Annotated in this window: 8 protein-coding genes; all 8 read right to left on the bottom strand. The window is 46.3% G+C overall.

From position 1 onward, the window contains the following. Nucleotide 1 precedes the first annotated feature (1 nt). Entirely contained in the window at nucleotides 2–1,381 is a 1,380-nt protein-coding gene (locus tag AC5ZC7_RS04285) for a di-heme oxidoredictase family protein (protein ID WP_496162482.1), read from the bottom strand. Nucleotides 1,382–1,387: 6 nt separating this feature from the next. Continuing rightward, nucleotides 1,388–2,476, bottom strand: a complete 1,089-nt coding sequence (locus tag AC5ZC7_RS04280) for an imelysin family protein (RefSeq protein WP_496162481.1) — start codon at nucleotides 2,474–2,476, stop codon at nucleotides 1,388–1,390. 12 nt (nucleotides 2,477–2,488) lie between these two features. Further along, nucleotides 2,489–2,923, bottom strand: coding sequence for a Rieske 2Fe-2S domain-containing protein (locus tag AC5ZC7_RS04275; protein ID WP_496162480.1), 435 nt, complete (start codon nucleotides 2,921–2,923; stop codon nucleotides 2,489–2,491). An 18-nt stretch (nucleotides 2,924–2,941) separates the two neighbouring features. Next, a complete protein-coding gene (locus AC5ZC7_RS04270; RefSeq protein ID WP_496162479.1) occupies nucleotides 2,942–4,192 on the bottom strand; it encodes a porin in 1,251 nt (416 codons plus the stop codon). Between the two features lie 272 nt (nucleotides 4,193–4,464). Continuing rightward, nucleotides 4,465–6,948: a Calx-beta domain-containing protein gene (locus AC5ZC7_RS04265; RefSeq protein ID WP_496162478.1), complete on the bottom strand. Its 2,484-nt coding sequence runs from the start codon at nucleotides 6,946–6,948 to the stop codon at nucleotides 4,465–4,467. 42 nt (nucleotides 6,949–6,990) lie between these two features. Next, on the bottom strand, nucleotides 6,991–9,138 hold the full coding sequence (locus AC5ZC7_RS04260) for an OmpA family protein (protein WP_496162477.1): 2,148 nt from the start codon (nucleotides 9,136–9,138) through the stop codon (nucleotides 6,991–6,993). 22 nt (nucleotides 9,139–9,160) lie between these two features. Continuing rightward, on the bottom strand, nucleotides 9,161–10,075 hold the full coding sequence (locus tag AC5ZC7_RS04255) for a PorP/SprF family type IX secretion system membrane protein (RefSeq protein WP_496162475.1): 915 nt from the start codon (nucleotides 10,073–10,075) through the stop codon (nucleotides 9,161–9,163). Between the two features lie 56 nt (nucleotides 10,076–10,131). Further along, a complete protein-coding gene (locus tag AC5ZC7_RS04250) occupies nucleotides 10,132–22,599 on the bottom strand; it encodes a Calx-beta domain-containing protein (protein ID WP_511911387.1) in 12,468 nt (4,155 codons plus the stop codon). Between the last annotated feature and the right edge of the window lie 78 nt (nucleotides 22,600–22,677).

Here is a 22,677-nt window from a genome sequence, read left to right as displayed (position 1 = left end):
TTTATAAAGATTTTAAAAAGCTGATGAGGTTATTGCGTTCGTCCGCAGATAGTTGTACATACTGCTGTTTGCTGTCTTCCGCCTCCCCGCCATGCCATAAAATAGCTTCCGGTAAACTTCTCGCCCGGCCATCGTGCAAATAGTAAGGAATCCCATTTGTCTTTTCAAACAATCCTATTCCCCATAACGCCGGCGTTTTCCATTCACTGCCATTGGCCAGGAAGTCCGGGCGACCATCCGCCAAACCGGCGCCCATATCATGCAACAACAAATCCGTGTAAGGATGAATACGTTGATTGCTCAACGCTTTAAAACGTACATCCGTCCCCGTTTGTACCGTAGGAATATGGCAACTGCCACAGCCAATCTGCGTAAAGAGGACCTCTCCCTGTTTCACAGCAGGATCGGTTGTATTTCTGCGCGCCGGTACGGCAAGGGTTTTAATATAGAAAACCGTAGCGTCCAGAATGGTATCTGCCAGCAACGGATCTGCCGGACGGCCCTGGTTCTGTACTTGTCCATCACAACTTTCTTTCGGGAAAATACGGCTGGTAATGCCCATGTCCTGCTGGTAAGCCGCGGCTACCTGCGTGAGTAAAGTGGCAGTATTGGCTTTCATACCGTAACGTCCCAACATCATTTTGCCACTGGCCGGATCATATACATAGTTTGCCTTTCCGGTGATACCACGGCCTTCCTGCGCCTGTTGTGCAGCAAACCCTGTGATGGTAGATGCAGGAATCATATCCAGCAACCCAAGACCAAAAAAAGGCGGCGCCATACGGGCCGATAACATTACATTGCCCGGTAACGGCAGATACGCATTAGTCAACAGATACGCTGGCTGATGTAATACCGTGATGGTGCCATCCGGATAGATGTAATTCTTATCTGTATAAACGATATTCACTTTCGCTTCCGGTTGCTTCCCTAATATCGCCAGGTCCTGCAATTGCAAGCCAAAGCCAGGTACAGCTACGGGGCCGCCATGCTCGTCGGTCCCCGGCATGCTGAGACGCACCAGCATAGACGAAGTAGTTAACCCGGTAGTGGGGTTTCCTTTACCATCGTTATGGTGACAGCTTTTACAACTCACGTTATTGTAAACTGGCCCCAGTCCGCTGTTGACCGGCGACGGTGCGGTTACAAATGTTTGATCCGACTGCTCGTCCCCTACATCGTGTACATGCTGGTCCTGTTCATTCAAACCGGGAATGGGATGTCCGAAAGCTTTGCTCGTGATATCGAAAAAGGTGGCTTCGCCCCCACTTAACCGGGGGTCGTAACCGCTTTCGTCAAAAGTATCCGGCTTTTTACAGTGCATCAGCCATATAGGCGATGCCAGTAACAAAGCCACTACGTATATTTTTCTAATTTGCATTATCGCTTAGTCAGTGATGTTTTTAACGACAAAATCTCTCAGCTCTGTATCCAGTAATACTGCCAGCGCATTAATTGATTTCATGGCATCATCACATTTTATACGCTGTTGATCATTGAGAATGGCTTTCTCATAAGGCAGCGTGATAGGATCAAAAGCGCCAATAGCTGCCTGGAATGCTTCCACTATCTTTTTATTCAATGCCGCATTTTTGGCCGATACGACCTGGTCTAAACCCACACCTTTGTTATTCAGGAAATTGGCAGTATATACATTATACGCACCTACCAGGTTGTTTTTAAAGTCGGTGAGTGAGTTGCCGCTGAAAGGAGATTCTACTTTGGTACCATCTTTCTGGTCAAATGGTTCCTTCATTTTTCCACCACCTACTTCATCGCAAATACCTTTCATACCGTCTACAATGGCGATATAAACATCCTGTTTCTTAGTATAAATATTACCGCTGGCGCCAATGGTCAGCAGTTTATTACCGTAGTTCCCTCCTGCTGGTGCCCAGCTGTCGGCTAATTTGGTACAGATATTTTGCAGATCCTGGGTAAGACTAACAATATATTTCATTTCGCGGGCGGTGATATTGGCCGCTTTACGCTGACCATCGGCACCCCATAAAATATATTCAATCGGGTGATAGCCTTTTAACGCGTCTGTCAGCGCTTCGATATCTTTTAGTTCTAACTTGTTATTATTATCCGCTATCACGGCATCCAGTGCAGATTTATCTACCGGCCAGGTATCCATTGCCGGATCGAGGTTATCATCTTCCACGGGACCAAAGAGAAATCCCTCGCATTGTTCCCAGGTGGCACGCATATCACGCCAGGCTTGCTTTGCAGCGGCCAGGTTTTCTTCGGTAGGCGTAGTGCTCAGGGTGGTTACCCTGGTGCTGAAGCTGCGGGATTTAGTAGCTAAATCATTGTAACCAGGTATGGCTGTTTTGCTAACAAAATCGGTGATAAAAGTAGCTTTCAGGGTATTGAAGTCCGCAGTTGGCGTAGTATCCGGTTTATCGCTTTTAGCGCAGGACACAGCTCCTGCGGCCACTATTCCTAACAGGGCTAATTTTAAATATTTCATGTAACAGATGAATTATGACACGTGAATAATGAGATTACTTTGTTGTACTTCCGTTTTCAGTTGCAACAGGTGCTGATCTGCCGGACCTTTCTTTACATTGCCATCTTTATCAAACTGGCTGCCATGCACGGTACACATATAGCCGTTACCGGTAGGGGTGAGTGGGTTATGCTGATGCGTGCAACGAAGCAGCAGGGCTTCATAAGTATTATCCGGCAACTTGCGCACAGCTATTTCGTAAGCATAGCTTTTGGGACTCACTACTTGTACCGGGGCGGTATCAAACAAATTCAGGGGCACTGTTACCTCGTTGCCATTCATGGCTGCGCGGTAACTTTTCACCGTACCGCAGGATTCCAGGAAATCTACCATAGAAATACTCACAGCACCTACCAGGCAAGCTTTGCAGGTATCTTTTAAAAAGTTTCTTCTGTTCAGTGGACTCATATCATTAAGATTTGAACATTAAAATGAATAACCGATACCGATATTTAAAAAGGAGTTGTTTGTTTTATATGGAATCCGGTTGGGGCTTGGGTTTACCACCAGGTCGGGGTTTTCATCGCCAGTGTGCATCAGTCGTACATCTGCTTTGATCACCACATTCGGGATGGGCAGGTAGCTGAAACCGGCAATGAGGTGTTGTTGTTTTTCGGTGCCATCGTAAATAGCATTTACCGGGGTAGCACTGTTGAGATCAAACATCTCATAGCGGGCAAATACATTGAATTGTTGTCCTGCCATACGGCGGCTCTTTTCGAAGAGGTTATAGGCTCCTTCGAGGTAAGCGCCATACATGCCTTTAGCGGTATTGCTGGCATAGGCTTTATTCACCTCTTTTGCATCCGGGAATACAATAGAGGTTCCCAATAATTTAAAGGCAAAGCCGTTGCGGGCATATTGTATGTCTGCTTCACCCAGGTACACTGGCATTGCGGCCATACCATAGCTGATTTCCAGGCTGTCTGATTTTCGTTTATTGAGACCGTTAGTGCCACCGGCATAACCGGATACCTGGAACTTAAAGTCCTGCCAGAAGTATTGTACGGCGGCAGTAATGGCCAGGTTGTTGGCAAAAGCCCCTTGTCCTTCTGCGCGTCCTTCTTTTAAACCGGTACCATGAGCAAACTTGCCGGCATCCAGTCCATTCACTACTGCCACGCTATAGTTGATAGGGAGGTTACGTAAACGTCCGTAGAAGCCTACTCCCAATTCACGCCAGGTAGCGGGTATCACTACCTGTTCTACCAGTGGGCGTTCTACCCCGTTGAAGTTTACCGGCAGGTGATTTTCGTTCAGCAATCCGATACGAGGTGTAAACAACCCGGCTACCAGGTATTGACGTGGGTTAAGGTTGAAACGCAGATAGGCTTGTTCAAAGGCAATTTCTCCCGTAAACCCATTGTTCTCCTGCCCTATCCCTGCCTTGGCATTTTCGAGTTCCAGTTCGCTGAAGAAGGCAATTTTGCTGTTAAATTGGTGTCCTACAAATAATACGGCCCGTTCCAACGTGGCGAAAGACATTTGCTCATTAAAGTTTCTTTGGTAGTAAGCAGACCCATAACCGGAGATCACTGTTTTACTTTTGGCGATACCTGCATTCAGGGAATCTTCACTGGTAGTAAGTACTAATTTTTGTGCGGCTGTTAATTGTTGAGCACTGGCTGATGACAGGGCAAACAGGCAACCCAGGAGCGTAGAAATGACCGTTTTCATTGCACAAATTTTGTACAATAGCGAAGATTAATAACTATCGTAACCGGAAAATTTTATGGGGAGATGGGGAACTCCGGCAACATTCAACCAAACATATTAATTATCAATATTTTAATACTCCGGCATACAACAATTACTAATAAATCCTGACATCAGTCGCTCAAAAGCGGAAAATTGTTGCGCCTTTACCGCAAAAAAATTCCCGCATAGTAAACTATGCGGGAAGTAGGTGTGCCTGAAGCGCGTATATCGGTTATTGATCCAAGCCGTTATTATTTAGCTGTCAGCACGGTGCCTTCATCGTTATCATCATCGTGGATGATCGCTACGGCTTTATTGAGTTTCAGCTCAGGGGAAATTTTCAGCACCCCTGCATTCGCTGCTGCGGTGGCGTCACGCAGTTTCACTGCTACCAAAGCATCTGCTTCTTTAACACGGTCGTTTACCAGGGCTACCTGGATATCTGTTTCACTGAATGCACAATCGCCGGTAATCTTCACCATGTCGCCATTCATGATTACATAGTCCTTACCGTAAACAGCGGTGCTGGCAGAGTCAACGCCGAAGAAGATATTAATATCGCTGCCGGTACAGTTGGTTTGTACGGATTGGTCAGCAGCTTTTACGAGGATACATTTAAACATACTCACCGGAGCAGTAGCAGATTCGTTCGCATCTGTCAGTTTTACCAGGGTGATATAGGCTGCCTGGTCCTGTATGTATTGGGAGGCAGAGATAGAGGTAACGTCGCCGTTGTAACCTACTACCGCTTCATTTTCCGCTTTAATTTCGCTCAATACCAGTACTACAGTTTCCGCCAGTTCAAAACGGTTATCGTCTTTTATTTTTACATTCAGGCTGGCAGTAGTAGCACCGCTGTCGATCACAAAAGGCGCTTTAATGCTGCTTACGAAGTCGGCACCCGGTAAAGCGGTACCATTACCAAACTTATACGTTAAACGCACTGGTTTGGAAGTAGCATTTACCAATGGGGTGTTATCTCTCTTAAATAAGCCGGCAGAAAATACTACGTCCGTATTAGGTTCCGCGCCATTGTTACCACCAATAAATTTCACCATTGCCGGCTGATCCAGGATGGTTACTTCACCTTTGGATTTAGTCAGGTACAGGTCTGATGCATCCAGTACTTCCACATGGAAAGCTTCTTTTCCTTCCAGCAGGTTATCGCTTTTAATCGGAATCTGGATGGTTTTGGAGATAATAGCACCAGCAGCAAATTCAGATGGTACAAAAGAAATGGTTCCTTCTGTTACATCGAAGTCGGCAGCACCAGCGCTACCTTTATGCGGGATAGTTTTGTAATGTACGTTAACGGGTGTACGAACACCATTGCTTCTCAAAAATCCGGATAAAGTAATGGTGAGGGTAGCGTTAGATAAACCGTTCAGTGGTTCTGAAACCGCGATATCATTGATAGATACGCCGTGGCTGATTTTAATGATACGGTTACCATCTTCATCACCGCCGCCGGCAGCAATGATTTCGCCGGAAGGGCTCATCAGCAGGGAAGCGAGACTGGTTTTAGCATCATATTTACCCAGTTGTTTGTCGAACATCATTTCACCATCAGGGCTTACTTTAATCATGCGGTAGCCATCTTTTGCCACTACGCAAATTTCGTCGTCTTCGGTGAGTAACAGGTGTTGAAAAACGGAGCCCATGTTTTTATTTACTACCATGGTACCATCAGGCAACAGTTTTACAATTTTACCGGTGTTAGTGCTAACGTTACCGCCGGCAGCTACTACTTTACCATTTTTCCCTACTTCCAGGGCGTATAAAGCGGCATCGGTTTCTTTGTTAAACAGCTCAGTGCCATCCGGGCGCAGCTTTACGATGCGGCCTTTATCTTTTTCTTCAGCACAGGCAAAGATCTGACCGAGGTCATTTACTTTGATGGCATTGAATTTACCGTCTACCGTGCTGTACTCTTTGTCGAATACTACCTGGCCTTCTGCATTCACTTTAGCGATACGGCTGGCATTGCCGGTGCCATAAGCGCCGCCGCCCATGGCCAGTACAGCGCCATCTTCCAGTAATAACATTTTTTCAAAAACGGCGCCTGGCTTACCAAAGGAAAGCTCAAATTGCTTTTCTCCTTTACCATCTACCTTTACCATGTATGCTTTACCCTGTCCATCACCTACGTCGCCACCTACAGCAACGATATTTTCATCTTCATCAATCAGTACATTGGTAAAAACGTTGTGTGTACCAAAGCCTTTATCAAATTCAATTTTACCGTCGGCACTCATCTTAGTGATACGTGCCTGGGCGGGTTTGCTACCATCTACCCCAACGGTGATATAATTACCATGACGATCCGTAATTATTTTAGTGAAATAACCACCCTGACCGTTGCCTATGCTCTTGTCGAAGATAACTTCACCGGTAGCCGAAAGTTTGGTAATACGTGCATTACCGTAAGCAATGGTACCGCCACCCACTGCCACCAATTCATTTTTAGGTAATAAAAGCAGGTCCTGGTAAGCTACCAGGCCACCTTTATTCAATTTGGCATTATAAATAAGGTTTCCTGTTGCAGATAATTTGGTAATACAACCATTATCTGTTCCGCCGCCGATAGCAACAATAGCATTGTTTTCCGCAATCGCCAGCTTCTTATACTGGTTTTTGGGAGCACTAAAGCTCTTGTTAAACACAACAGGCATTTCCTGTGCGAAGGCTTGTGTGCCTACCGCCAGTAAAAGCATTAGTGAAGAAATTTTGTTCATTTGTGTTAGTTTGATATACGCAAAAAATAACCGATAAACATTTTATTGAATCCTGATCTCACATCTCCGGTTCACCCCCTGTAGCTGAATGAAGATGTCTCTGTCATTATCCAGACTATATTGCTTTGCTATCCACACCGGCCGTGTAGAGCCGAAGTAGTTGATTCTTATTTTATCTGCATCTACTCCCCTGCTCAGCAAACATTCCTGTATGTATACCGCCCGGTTCTTCGACAGGGAGAGGTTGTATCTTTCTGTACCAATGATATCTGTATGGCCGTTCACCAGGATTACCCGGTGTGGATTGGCTTTCCAGATGCGGAAAATGGAATCCAGCTTCCGCCATTCCTGGTCTTGTGGTACATAAGAATTCAGATCGTAATAAATGAAGCCCGGCACTTTCCAAAGTCCTTCCAGCGTCTTTAAGGCACTATCTTTCCCCAGTGCATAACTGCTACCCTTATACGCAGCAGGTACGCTTGCAGGCTGGTGCCAGCTTACCACTTCCGGGCTGCTATAAGCGGCCTGGCTGGTTTGTATGGTTTGGGTAGTAGTGGTATTGGAAGATGTGTACGCCGGCGTAGTGCTGCCTGCGTTGGTCGTTTGCCAGGGGATGTTCTCTGGTGAGCTATCTATGATTTTTTCGGAATAATCTACCACGTTGCGATCCGGGGTAACGGCCACGGCTACTGTAGCTACGGTTGGCGCCACAGCAGGCGCCTTCACTGTTTGTTCCACAGGAAGGTTGTCATACTGTTTACTACCTACTAAAGTTAGCTGTTGGCGGCTATCTGTCTGATTCGTGGTATAAGGCACTTTATCGTCTTCTTTTACTGGCTTACCGGGATAAGGCAAATCCAGCTGTTTCAAAGGATTTTTCTTCAGGTTTAATACATAAATATGATCATTGTCATGCGCTCCCGAACGATCTGATGTAAAATATAACAGCAGTTTATTTTCGTCTAATACCGGGTTCAGATCATCGAACTGGGTATTCACAGGATACGGCAAATGTACAGTACCTTCTTCTGGTTTTTTAATATTGATCATAAATATATCCAATCCGCCAAAGCCGCGAAGGCCGTTGGAAGAAAAGAATAACTTATCGCCCACCACAAAAGGATACAGCTCATTGCCATTGGTATTTACCCCAGGACCCATATTCACAGGTGTTTTCCACCGCTTCGCTTCCTTGTCCCAGTCGGCATAGTAAATATCCGTACCGCCCTGACCGCCAGGCATATCGGATGCAAAGTACAAACGTTTACCATTAGCTGCAACAGAGGGATGCAGGAAAGAATAAGATTCCATGTTTTTTCCCAGCCTCACTGGTACCGGCTTACTCCACATATCATGCTCCGGTTGATAAACAGCCGACAGCAACTGGGTACCATTATTATAATTGATATAAGAGTTTTTATCGTTTTTCACATCCGTGAACCGGTTGGAAGTATAAATTACCTTCTGCCCGTTATCAAAAAAGGAAGCCGGTCCCACCTGTAATACACCCCGCAGGCTGTTATTAAAGGGCTCAACCCCATCTTCAGAAACCTGGTATAATTTGGAGTTGGTATAGAAAGTTTGCTGTTCCTTCTTCTTAAAATCATTGGAAAGAAAAACAATGTTGCTCTGGTACAAGGCAAGTCCGTATTGATAACCCGGCAGGTTTAACCGTAAGCTGTCTACCCGGATATTCTCCATGGAGTCGCGGTTAAAGAAACTGTAATAGTTTACCAGTGAAGCCTGTAAATTGGCAAAGCGGGCGTTACTCTTATAGTTATTGGCATATACCGCACTTATTTCCTGGGCTTTGACTACCCTTCCGGTGCGTTTCAGCAGGTCTATATAATTGGTGACATCTGTAACCTGGATGTCTTTTTCCGGCTTGTACAACAATTCATCATAAAGACTAATCGTTTTTTCAAACTGCCTGGTTTCAAAATAGGTTCTTGCCAATTGCAATTTTGCCTGGCGCAGCACGTCTTCCGTAGCACCATTATTAATCACATCATTGCACAACGAGATGGCATGATCATATTCCTGTCTCTTATACAAACGCTCTGCGCGTTTTACCTTGGCCTTACTCCCCAAGCCACCTATTTGTACGTGATCCTTTACAAAACTGCAGGAAACAAACAGGGAAACAATGCTCAGAAAAAGTATAAGCGAAGAGAAACTAATTTTTCGCATACTATTCTTGATTTTAATATAATTAGAAATAACGCGGCGCTACCACTTTCCATTTAGACCATGCAAACCGGTAGTTCACCATTAACTCATGCGACACGGTTTGTGCGCCCTTCAGATTCGATTGCATAGGGGTATCATAGGAATACCCTATCTGCAGATTCTTGGTAATCTGTACCTGTACCAACCCCGTCACCGTTTTCTCTGAACGCCAGGAAGCCCCCAGCCATACCACGTTTCTCAACAGGATATTTGCATTCAGATCGTATTGGAAGCCGGCGCCTTTTACCTGCCGTAATAACACGTTTGGCTTAAACTTCACATCGTCGTTGATATTAATCAGGTAGCCCGTTTGCAGGTAGTAATGCGATTCTACTTTCACCTTATTCACACTATTACCTAAATCGAAGCTTTTGAAAGTAGGCGATGATAACCCAATAAAGAACCGGTCTGTGAACAACATAAAACCAAACCCGATATCTGTTTTCCAATAGCTCTGGTTATGCGCAAAAACAGGATCCGTAGTAGACAGGGAGCTGTTATCCTCCCGGAACTGCGACATCCCGCCCTTGATCCCCATAGCGAGGTAGATTTTTTCGTTGAGTTTTACCCGTTGGGACACGTTAAAATTGACCGCCGTTTGCGAATTCACCGTGATTTTTTCATTCATCAGCGACACACCAAAACTGGTATTGGTAGCTTTAATAGGCGTATAAAAAGATGCGGTAGCCGTTTTAGGCGCTCCGTCTACACCCACCCACTGGTTACGACCAACGGCAGTAAGACTGGACGACTCGTCCATCGAAGGATAGGCCGGGTTTATAATCATACCATTGAACATGTACTGCGAATACAACGGTTCCTGTTGTGCGGTCGCTTTCAGACCACAACAGCAGCATAGAACAACAACCCCTAAAGCTTGCATAAGACGCTCTTTCATAGGTATCAGCTTAAATATTTTATTAAACTCATCTTACTAATAAATTCATGTATGCGTTAACGTTTAATCACGATAAAGCCAGTGTAACGCTCTTTCTTACCATCTATCATTACTTCAATATTGTAGAAGTAAGAACCATCCGGTACATCATTACCTACACTACCACCTGCATTGGCACGTCCCCTGAAGTTGTTGGACTTATTGTCGTAGTTCTTCAGTTTAAAGATGGTGCCGCCCCAGCGATTAAATATTACCACTTCATTATTCGGATACTTTTCAATGTTTTCGATATACATCACATCATTACCCAAACCATCATTGTTTGGTGAAATAGCAGGATGTACACGGATTTTACCACTATTGCTGTTAATCACACGACCATCCGTAGTAAACTTCTCTACAGCATCAGGTACACCATCACCATCAGAATCCAGATCCAGGAAGTTTGGAATACCATCGCCATCCGTATCATCATCAAATGGATCACCATTACCATTGATATCTTCCTGTCCGTCGGTTAATCCGTCGCCGTCTGTATCACAGGTTTTGCACATCGCGTCGTCATTCAGGATAACACCCGTCGCCTTGGCCGGATCACCGATAAGCGGTGTATTTTGTCCGGATGGTACTGATACGGAAGATAACTTCACGATGAATGTTTCGTTTTGTTCAAACGTTGTATCACCCTTGATATTCACGGTAATCTGTCCGATGGTTTGCAGTGGCGCAAATACCGCTTGTTTAATCGTGTTATCGAAATCAACACCCGGCGTAGCTTTGAAATCCATGTAAGGATAAGATACGCCATCAGTAGATGCTTCAAAGTCGTAGTTAACGGTAATCTTACGGGAGCTTTGTCTGCTCAGCTGTACGTTAAACCGCAGTGGTGTATTTTCTCCCAGGTTACCTTCTTTCACGCTGAATTTATCAGCGGCAAAAGACAGGGTCAGCGGATCATTGTCTGTGATAGTTACCCTGGCGGTATCGTTATCACCTGGTTTGTATACCAGCGTGCTGCTACCTCCGTTCAGGAATGGCAATACCGTTGTTTTCAGATAACCATCATCGTCGTTGATATCGTTATCAGCGGTAGTGAGGGTAAAGGTATGCTGCTTCACGTGGGCCGGCATCGTAATGGTCACTACGTTTCCATTCACGGTACCTTCACCGGCAGTGAACGTCCGGGCCGCATCCTGGTTCACCCGTATCCTGATGGGAATATCATGTGCCGCAGACGATGGAGAGCTAAGCGTGAACTGTACCGCTGTACCTTCTGCTACGCTGGCAGCTTTCGCGGCTATTTCCACTATCAGGGTATCATTGTCATGAATGATCACAGTAGCCGATGCGTTGGCAGACAACGGCCAGGTTACACCCGGAATGCTGCTGCTGACGGTGTTTAATTGCGTTACAACATCTTCATCTCCCTCTACAATATCATTGTCAATTGGTGTAACGGCAATATCAGCACCATGTTGACCGGCAGGGATCACCACTGTACCACTGAGTTTGCGGTAACGGGTATCTGCTATCGCGCTACCAGACACAGTGTAGTTTACAGTCACATCTTTGGCAGCTGATAACTGGGTATCTGTAAATTGTACCCGGAAAGATCCTGCGGTAGCTGGTTCAGAAGCATCTGCCGTTTTCAGGATAGTCATTTCACGCCCCACAGCATCCGCGTCATCATCATGTACGTTCAGGCTAACGGAATCGCGGTCATCTACATCCAGTGGCAGGTTTCTGCTAAAGCGTTTCATCTGTGCCAGCATCAGGGATACTTTCACCGTTTCATCTCCCTCAATCACTTTATTATCAATCACGGCAACGGGAACGGATATACTGTTCCGGCCGGCTGGTATCACAGCGGAGGTTTGTATAGGCGAAATATTGGTAGTACCTGCAAGGCTGCCGACAAAGAATACAACTTTCACATCGGCGGCAGCCGTTAAATTACCCGGCAGTTTCACCAGGTAAGCACCGTTCGTAGCAGGCTCTGATGCGTCTTTATCTTTCTGCAGCACCACACGCATATCACCTGTTTCAGGAATGAGTACAGTACCTGGTTGTACAAGGGTATAACCTGCTGTACCCAACTGGGCAGTGAATTGCAGTTGCTCATCACCTTCCAGTACCTGGTCGTCGGTAATCTTTAATTGATATACTTTATTATGTTCTCCTGCTGTCAGGGTTACCTGTGCCGGTACCCCGCTGTAGTCTGCGTCATCTGCCGTAGCGTTGATATTCCTCGCAATATTGATCACCACATCTTCAGAAGAAGTAATCTGACTATTCACAAACCCAACGGTTACATTGCTGGCGTTGCCTTCATGTACCAGGGAAGAGTCGATACGTACTTCCATCTTCAGGTTATCCGGATTCAGTCGGGTAGCATCATCAATGGTCACCGACAATGAATCTCCTTTCATACCCGTGTACTGTGGTGTTGCTTTAATCCACAACAGTTCCGGCTTTTCGAGGATGAAATCCGTTTTGGCCTGGAAGGTAAAGTTCACACCTGGCTGCCCAGCCGGGATAGTCACGCTAACAGGCAGGTTGTCGATGTCTCCGGCAGTAGCCACGGACCGTGCACCGATATTTAATGTTACGTTGATAGGCTTACCAGAAGTTACTCCCGGCGCCAACGCCACATTCATGGTATAGTTATTACCCTCCAGTACATGCGTACCTGTAGTAACTGCCGTGAGGTGTATAAGCCCGGTAGCCGGATCATCATGGGTTCTGTCGTTAATGGTAACAACGGTATCTTTTACAACTGCTGCACTGAACACCGGATCAGTAATATTACCGGTGAACACCACGGTTTCATCATCTTCCAGGATCATATCTTTCACTGCTTTCAGCGCAAAAAGATGGGTACCGGTGTTTTGTCCTTTTTTAATAATGATATCGTAAGGAGATGGCAGGGCATTATGATCTGCATTGATCGCCGTACTCAGGGTATTATCCTTATTGATATGTACAATGATGTCTTTGCCTGCCTGTAAATTGGCCGGTAACTGCACACTCAGCTGAGCTCCTTTTGTTCCGCCTTCATCGATAGCCGCAGCAGTGGTATGTATCACAACAGGACCTGGTAACGGATACTGCGTTGGATCGTCCTGGATAGTCAGGGTGGGTATGGTTATGCTGTAAGTACTGATACCATCTCCGGCAGTTGGGGAAAGGGTAATTGTTTCCGGACCTTCTGTGAAGTTATCTTTCTTAATGGTCAAGCCAGTCACTACACTACTGCTGTCTATGGTGAGCGCCGTGGCGAGGGTATAATCCAGGCCGGCTTCTGCAGTACCACCTGTTTGTGGCAGTTGTATGTGGATAGGAATAGCAGTAGTCACGCCAGCGGGCAGGCTAATGGTCACTGTACCGTTATCGCCTTCTACCAGCGGTGATTTGAAGATATTCACACTCAACTGCAGGTTAGCCGGATTGGTACGGGTGAGATCCTGGATTTGCAGTGGCAGGTTATTCACCGTATAGCCGTTAGTTGCAGTAGCATTCACTACCAATGCTTCATTATTCTCCAGTACTTTATCTGCTACAGTTTTCAGCAGTTCAAAATCTGCTGAAGTGGTGCCATGCGGCAATACAAATGAAGTAGCAGACATCGTATAGTCGTCTACGTTCTTAGCCTTTGTCAACGCATTATCCACGGCCAGGTGAATAATTACATCTTTAGTAGATGCATAGGGTACAGATACATGCACCATTACTCTATTGCCTTCCGGAACCAGGGTCGCGTCTGGCGTGAGTGTTATGGTTCGTGCACCTGGCTGAAGTTGGGTGAGGTCTTTAATGTAAATAGCGGTGCGGGTAGCAGGCATATTTACATTACCATTATTACCATCCACTACAATCGCACCTTCATCATCCAATATAGCGTTGGTACTGGTAGTAATAGCAGGAGTAGTACCGGAGGCTGCGTTATTGGCAATGGTGATAGTAGCAGGGATGCTGCTGTGACGGCTATCAGCCACCGTAGACAACGCCGCGTTTTTGGCCAGATTGATGGTCCAGGCTTTACCAGCTTTCCAACCATGCGGGAAGGTAGCGGTAATCACGGAGCTCTGTCCTTCGTTAATGCTATCCGGTGCGCTGCTCAGTAAAACAGCGTCTCCCGGGGCAAACGGATACTGCGCATCTTTGATCGTCAGATCAAGTGTGGCAGGATTGAAGGTATAAACCGTATTATAAAGGTCACTGATCGTTGGCGTGATGTGGATATCTTCTACATCTTCCACCAGGATATCACCGGCTACTTTCACTTCAATTGATGCTGAAGCAGTGGTGAAGGAGGTATCCGTAGGCAGGCTGTAATCGGTATTACGGATAGCCGTACCGGTTGCTACTGGCAAGGATACTTTAATCGGTATTTCAGTAGTCACACCTACGGGCAGGGCAAAGCCAATTTGTTGGAGCGTGTTTTCCGGCATACCTGCTGCTGGTGGCGTAAACGTAATGATCGTTTTAGTAGCATCTCTGCGGGTAGCGTCATTGATCTTCAGCTGCACATCTGGCAACGTATAGCCCGGAGAGTTAGTAACGGCAGCGGAGATATTCAGTTGTTCATCTTTCTCTATGATCTGGTCAGTTACTGCTTTGATGACCGGTGCAACAGTGACAAACACCGAGGTATCCTGCGGGAACGTAATGGTAGATTGCAGGTATTGATAATCGGTGGTAGCTGCTTCTGTTCCGGCTACTTTGGTAGTCAGCGCAATGTTCAGCGGTTTGGCAGAATGGTAACCGGTTGGCAGCGTCATTTTGAAACGGGTGCTGTTGCCTTCTGTCAATGCGGAGCTGTCTGATACGATGGTCAGTATTTTCTGTGCAGGATCAGTACCATCTTTTATGTAAAGACGGGTGCTGCTGGCCGGCATCTTAACATCTCCTTTGTTGCCATCTATAAACAGGGGACCTTCATCACTAAATACTTTGTTGGTAACTGTTTGAATGGTAGTAGTACCGTTAGTGCCATTCACCGGGATGATAATGCCGGATGGGAAGCTGTTGTAGCGGTCGTTGCCAATAGTGGACTTCACCACATCTTTTGTCAGGTTCACCGTCCAGGCTTTACCAGCTTTCCAACCATGAGGGAAGGTAGCGGTGACGACTGCACTTTGTCCTTCAGTCACGCTGTCCGGTACACTGCTCAGTATAAGGGAGTCACCGGCAGGGAATGGATACTGCGCATCTTTGATCGTCAGATCAAGTGTGGCAGGGTTAAAGGTATAGGTAGTATTATAAAGGTCACTGATCGTTGGCGTGATGTGGATATCTTCTACATCTTCCACCAGGATATCACCCGCTACTTTCACTTCAATCGATGCTGGTACAGTAGTGAAGCTGGTATCGGTTGGCAAACTGTAATCGGTATTACGGATAGCCGTACCGGTTGCTGCTGGCAAGGATACTTTAATCGGTATTTCAGTAGTCACACCTGCGGGCAGGGCAAAGCCAATTTGTTGGGGCGTGTTTTCCGGCATACCTGCTGTTGGTGGCGTAAACGTAATGATCGTTTTAGTAGCATCTCTGCGGGTAGCGTCATTGATCTTCAGCTGTACATCTGGTAACGTATAGCCCGGAGAGTTAGTAACGGCAGCGGAGATATTCAGTTGTTCATCTTTCTCTATGATCTGGTCAGCTACTGCTTTGATGACCGGTGCAACAGTGACAAACACCGAGGTATCCTGCGGGAACGTAATGGTAGATTGCAGGTATTGATAATCGGTGGCAGCTGCTTCGGTACCGGCGGCTTTGGTAGTCAGCGCAATGTTCAGCGGTTTGGCAGAATGGTAACCGGCTGGCAGCGTCATTTTGAAACGGGTGCTGTTGCCTTCTGTCAATGCGGAGCTGTCTGATACGATAGTCAGTATTTTCTGTGCAGGATCGGTACCGTCTTTTATGTAAAGGCTGGTGCTGCTGGCTGGCATCTTAACATTTCCTTTGTTGCCATCTATAAACAGGGGGCCTTCATCACTAAATACTTTGTTGGTAACTGTTTGAATAGTGGCGGTGCCGTTAGTACCATTCACCGGAATAGTAATAGTACCCGGGAAGCTGTTGTAGCGATCGTTGCCAATAGTGGACTTCACCACATCTTTTGTCAGGTTCACGGTCCAGGCTTTACCGGCTTTCCAGCCGTGAGGGAAGGTAGCGGTAATTACTGCACTTTGTCCTTCAGTCACGCTGTCCGGTACACTGCTCAGTATAAGGGAGTCACCGGCAGGGAATGGATACTGCGCATCTTTGATCGTCAGATCAAGTGTGGCAGGATTGAAGGTATAAACCGTATTATAAAGGTCACTGATCGTTGGCGTGATGTGGATATCTTCTACATCTTCCACCAGGATATCACCCGCTACTTTCACTTCAATCGATGCTGGTACAGTAGTGAAGCTGGTATCGGTTGGCAAACTGTAATCGGTATTACGGATAGCCGTTCCGGTTGCTGCTGGCAAGGATACTTTAATCGGTATTTCAGTAGTCACACCTGCGGGCAGGGCAAAGCCAATTTGTTGGGGCGTGTTTTCCGGCATACCTGCTGCTGGTGGCGTAAACGTAATAATCGTTTTAGTAGCATCTCTGCGGGTAGCGTCATTGATTTTCAGCTGTACATCTGGTAACGTATAGCCCGGAGAGTTAGTAACGGCAGCGGAGATATTCAGTTGTTCATCTTTCTCTATGATCTGATCAGCTACTGCTTTGATGACCGGTGCAACAGTGACAAACACCGAGGTATCCTGCGGGAACGTAATGGTAGATTGCAGGTATTGATAATCGGTGGTAGCGGCCTCTGTTCCGGCGGCTTTGGTAGTCAGCGCAATGTTCAGCGGTTTGGCAGAATGGTAACCGGCTGGCAGCGTCATTTTGAAACGGGTGCTGTTGCCTTCTGTCAATGCGGAGCTGTCTGATACGATGGTCAGTATTTTCTGTGCAGGGTCAGTACCGTCTTTTATATAAAGGCTGGTGCTGCTGGCTGGCATCTTAACATCTCCTTTGTTGCCATCTATAAACAGGGGGCCTTCATCACTAAATACTTTGTTGGTAACTGTTTGAATAGTGGCGGTGCCGTTAGTACCATTCACCGGAATAGTAATAGTACCCGGGAAGCTGTTGTAGCGATCGTTGCCAATAGTGGACTTCACCACATCTTTTGTCAGGTTCACCGTCCAGGCTTTACCCGCTTTCCAACCATGAGGGAAGGTAGCGGTGATGACTGCACTTTGTCCTTCGATCACGCTATCCGGTACACTGCTCAGTATAAGGGAGTCACCGGCAGGGAATGGATACTGCGCATCTTTAATCGTCAGATCAAGTGTGGCAGGATTGAAGGTATAGGTAGTATTATAAAGGTCACTGATTGTTGGCGTGATGTGGATATCTTCTACATCTTCCACCAGGATATCACCCGCTACTTTCACTTCAATCGATGCTGGTACAGTAGTGAAGCTGGTATCGGTTGGCAAACTGTAATCGGTATTACGGATAGCCGTTCCGGTTGCTGCTGGCAAGGATACTTTAATCGGTATTTCAGTAGTCACACCTGCGGGCAGAGCAAAGCCAATTTGTTGGGCCGTGTTTTCCGGCATACCTGCTGCTGGTGGCGTAAACGTAATGATCGTTTTAGTAGCATCTCTGCGGGTAGCGTCATTGATCTTCAGCTGCACATCTGGTAACGTATAGCCCGGAGAGTTAGTAACGGCAGCGGAGATATTCAGTTGTTCATCTTTCTCTATAATCTGATCAGCTACTGCTTTGATGACCGGTGCAACAGTGACAAACACCGAGGTATCTTGCGGGAACGTAATGGTAGATTGCAGGTATTGATAATCGGTGGTAGCTGCTTCTGTACCAGCTACTTTGGTAGTCAGCGCAATGGTCAGTGGTTTGGCAGAATGGTAACCGGTTGGCAGCGTCATTTTGAAACGGGTGCTGTTGCCTTCTGTCAATGCAGAGCTGTCTGATACGATAGTCAGTATTTTCTGTGCAGGGTCAGTACCGTCTTTTATATAAAGGCTGGTGCTGCTGGCTGGCATCTTAACATCTCCTTTGTTGCCATCTATAAACAGGGGGCCTTCATCACTAAATACTTTGTTGGTAACTGTTTGAATAGTGGCGGTGCCGTTAGTACCATTCACCGGAATAGTAATAGTACCCGGGAAGCTGTTGTAGCGATCGTTGCCAATAGTGGACTTCACCACATCTTTTGTCAGGTTCACCGTCCAGGCTTTACCAGCTTTCCAACCATGAGGGAAGGTAGCGGTGATGACTGCACTTTGTCCTTCAGTCACGCTGTCCGGTACACTGCTCAGTATAAGGGAGTCACCGGCAGGGAATGGATACTGCGCATCTTTAATTGTCAGATCAAGTGTGGCAGGATTGAAGGTATAGGTAGTATTATAAAGGTCGCTGATTGTTGGCGTGATGTGGATATCTTCCACATCTTCCACCAGGATATCACCCGCTACTTTCACTTCAATCGATGCTGGTACAGTAGTGAAGCTGGTATCGGTTGGCAAACTGTAATCGGTATTACGGATAGCCGTTCCGGTTGCTACTGGCAAGGATACTTTAATCGGTATTTCAGTAGTCACACCTGCGGGCAGGGCAAAGCCAATTTGTTGGAGCGTGTTTTCCGGCATACCTGCTGCTGGTGGCGTAAACGTAATGATCGTTTTAGTAGCATCTCTGCGGGTAGCGTCATTGATCTTCAGCTGTACATCTGGTAACGTATAGCCCGGAGAGTTAGTAACGGCAGCGGAGATATTCAGTTGTTCATCTTTCTCTATGATCTGATCAGCTACTGCTTTGATGACCGGTGCAACAGTGGTAAACACCGAGGTATCCTGCGGGAATGTAATGGTAGATTGCAGGTATTGATAATCGGTGGTAGCTGCTTCTGTACCAGCTACTTTGGTAGTCAATGCAATGGTCAGCGGTTTAGCAGAATGGTAACCGGCTGGCAATCGCATGGTGAAAGTAGTGGTCTTACCTTCCGGTAATGCCAGGCTGTCTGAGGTGATGGTCAGTTTCTTCTGAGCAGGATCAGTACCATCTTTTATATAAAGACGGGTGCTGCTGGCCGGCATCTTAACATCACCTTTATTACCATCTATAAACAGGGGGCCTTCATCGCTGAATACATTGTTAGCTAACGTCTGAATAGTAGCAGTACCGTTAGTACCATTCACCGGAATAGTAATGCTACCCGGGAAGCTGGTGTAGCGGTCGTTGCCAACAGTTGACTTCACCACATCTTTTGTCAGATTCACGGTCCAGGCTTTACCCGCTTTCCAGCCGTGAGGGAAGGTGGCGGTGATGACAGCACTTTGTCCTTCGATCACGCTATCCGGTACACTGCTCAGTATAAGGGAGTCACCGGCAGGGAATGGATATTGCGCATCCTTAATGGTCAAGTCAAATGTGGCAGGACTGAAGGTATACGTAGTATTATAAAGGTCACTGATGGTTGGGGTGATGTGAATAGCTTCATCATCTTCCACCAGGATATCACCTGCTACTTTTAATTCAATTGTAGCAACTGGTGTGGTGAAGCTGGTATCGGTCGGCAAGTTGTAATCCGTATTACGGGTAGCTGTACCGGTTGCAGGCAGCGATACTTTAATCGGTATTTCGGTAGTCACACCAGCAGGCAGGGCAAAGCCAATCTGTTGAGTACTATTTTCTGTCATGGCCGCTGCGGGTGGCGTAAAGGTGATCACTGTTTTAGTGCCATCTCTACGGGTGGCATCATTAATTTTCAATTGCGCATCCAGCACGGTGTAACCGGTAGCACCACTAACAGTACCGGATATATTTAGTTGCTCGTCTTTTTCTATAATCTGGTCGGCCAGGGCTTTGATGACTGGTGCGGTGGTAGTAAATACAGCGGTATCTTTCGGGAAAGTGATAGATGTCTGCAGGTATTTGAAATCTGTAGTAGCTGCTTCGGTACCTGTTGCGTTGGTAGTCAACGCAATCGTCAATGGTTTGGAAGAACGGTAACCAGCTGGCAGCGACATTTTGAATGTTGTACTATCTCCTTCTTTCAGCGCCAGGCTATCGGCGGTCAGCGTCAGCACTTTCTTTGAAGGATCGGTCATATCCACAATTGTCACTTTCACACTGTCTTTTACCAGGATGCCATTATCAGGAGAATTTCCTACCAGCACCAGGTCGCGGGTATCATCAAAAACAGTATTCGCTGTATTGGTAATAAAAACGGTGTCAGAAAGCGTACGATTAGGCAGAATAGTTACCGAGTCTTTTGCAAAAGTATAGGTGCCGGGCAAAGCAGTAGAAGAACCGCCTGTTTTAAATTTCACTTTGATAGGAATCTGGGTGGAAAGACCACCGGGCAACTCTGCCCATACATAAGGTGAAGTTCCTTCATTGGCGCTGTTCGCAGAAATATGTAAAATCACCGGCGCGGTCATTGGCAACTGCGCATCCAGGAGGTCCAGCGTTACAGGCGCACTGGTTAACGCTGTATTGGCAGTACTTTCTGTTAGCCCAAGGGAAAGGTTCAACTGTTCTGTTCCTTCAATTTTACTATCATCTATAATCTTGAATACAGCTGTAGTATCATGGGAGATAATTACTGCGGTATCCGGTAACTGATAATCTGCATTATTAGTGGCCGTAGAAGTTCCCAGTTTATTTATTTTAATGCCTATGGGTAAGTCGGTAGTAACATGCGGAGGCAAGGTAAATGTCAACTGTCCATTATATGGCTCTTTCAGGGAGGCCGGTGGATCAGATTTAATGGAGACGATAGTGAGAGATGGGTTCAACCGGGTAGAATCCAGCAGGATCAGCGATTGTGAGGCAGTTTGTGCTTCTCCCATTACAACCGCATCTGCCTTCAGCTTAATGAGCTCGTCTTTTTCAATGATACTGTCAAGGGTGGCTCTTACCGGGATATTTACCCCGTTGGCGTTTATTTCAATATAACCGGTAGCGTTATAAGTGAAATCAGTACCCGCCAAGGCTTCGGTACCACTTTGAACAGACAGGTTTACTAATGTTCTTTCTGAAGCAAGTACGCCGGGAGGCAAAGCTACGCGCACGCTATCAATAAAACCTTCCTTAATTTTTGCCGGAGCGGTTAGTGCGATATTTTTAGGCTCATCATCCTTAATCGTGTAAGTACAGGTAGAAATACTTTGGGAGGGGTTAGTTTCAATGAGTAACAACTGGTTTTCCGGTACCTGTTCCAGTTGCAGTGTAAAATGGCGGCCATACTCCAGCTTATTGTTTCCAATTATATTAATATTCTTCAGCTCTATAAACTCCCCTGTAGCATAGCTCTTTGCGGGAATCATATACCCTCCCTGGAAAGTAAAGTCAGTGCCCTGCACTGCCGCGCGGGGATCACCAGGAGTAGCCGGCAGCAAATTTATCTTTACATAAATGGGGACTTTCACCACGCCTCCATTGGTTACCTTAAGACGGAGGTTATATGGAGCATGTACATCACCCGCTGCACCTTCCAGGCCGGAAGTATCTGCTCTTTCAAATGTTACGGTGATAGGGGTACTACCCGTACTCACAGGCGTACCATTCAGTGTAATAGGGGGTGCTGTTGAATTATCGCCATAAGCAATGGCCATTCGGGTCCCCATTGCACTATTCGGATCAGTTTTCTCTCCCAGGTTCATGTGCGCAGCCATCCCTTTCCTTACGCCGTCTTTTACATCTAAGGTGGACATCGCATTATTCAATAATTCATTGCTGCGGGTCATCCGGGCATTGGCGTTACCTACTGAAAAGGAAGTAAAGGTGGTATATGCATGATAAGTGTGGATCAATGGCCCCGGGGTAGCGGTAGTACCGTGCACGTCACTACTCCTGGTAAGTCCTATTACTGCGGGGTTAGAGGAGCTCCCTGAATAATAACCATATTGCATGGTGTTATTGTCAGGATTGGGAACAACATAGCTGTTATCCTGCAGCGTGGCAAATTCGTGTACGTAAAGATTCGGCCAAAAATAGGAATTGGTGTTATAAACAGTATAGTCAAGCGTGTAATACCCATTGGGTGCTACATAGGTGATGGTCATAATGACCGTGGTAGGATAAACATCACCAGTGGATGGATCCACATTGTTTAGCATACCAATCATACTTACCTGGTATGGGTCGGTGGCAGTACCGCTACCCATGAGAGGAGAGATGGCAGTGTACTTAACCGACATTGTATCTCCAACAATAATCGGGTAGTCCGCTGTAAAGGAGATATGTGTCTTGATTCCCAGGTAGCTTGTGTTGATATCTCTGGCTGTTTCCGTTTTCCCTTTCCTGAATATCGCGTAGCTTCCGTCGCTATTGATGGAAATTCTTAATCCATCGGTAGCGGTGTTACCTCCACTGGCATTTATCACCACAGGAAAAGTTTGTGCATTTACACCAATGCTTATACTAAAAAACGCGATGATCAGGTAGATGGCCCTTAACAGCAATGTGTAGATACGAGAGGGCATACCTTGCTTAATCAATTTCATAGGATGGGAAAGGAGTAACATATAAGCGTGTAAATTTCTATTTATACATATAGATTTTTAGTCAAAAATGCGTAAAAC

It is taken from the genome of Chitinophaga sp. 9-1-y, assembly GCF_059511905.2.
This window is presented reverse-complemented; position numbering and strand designations above follow the sequence as displayed.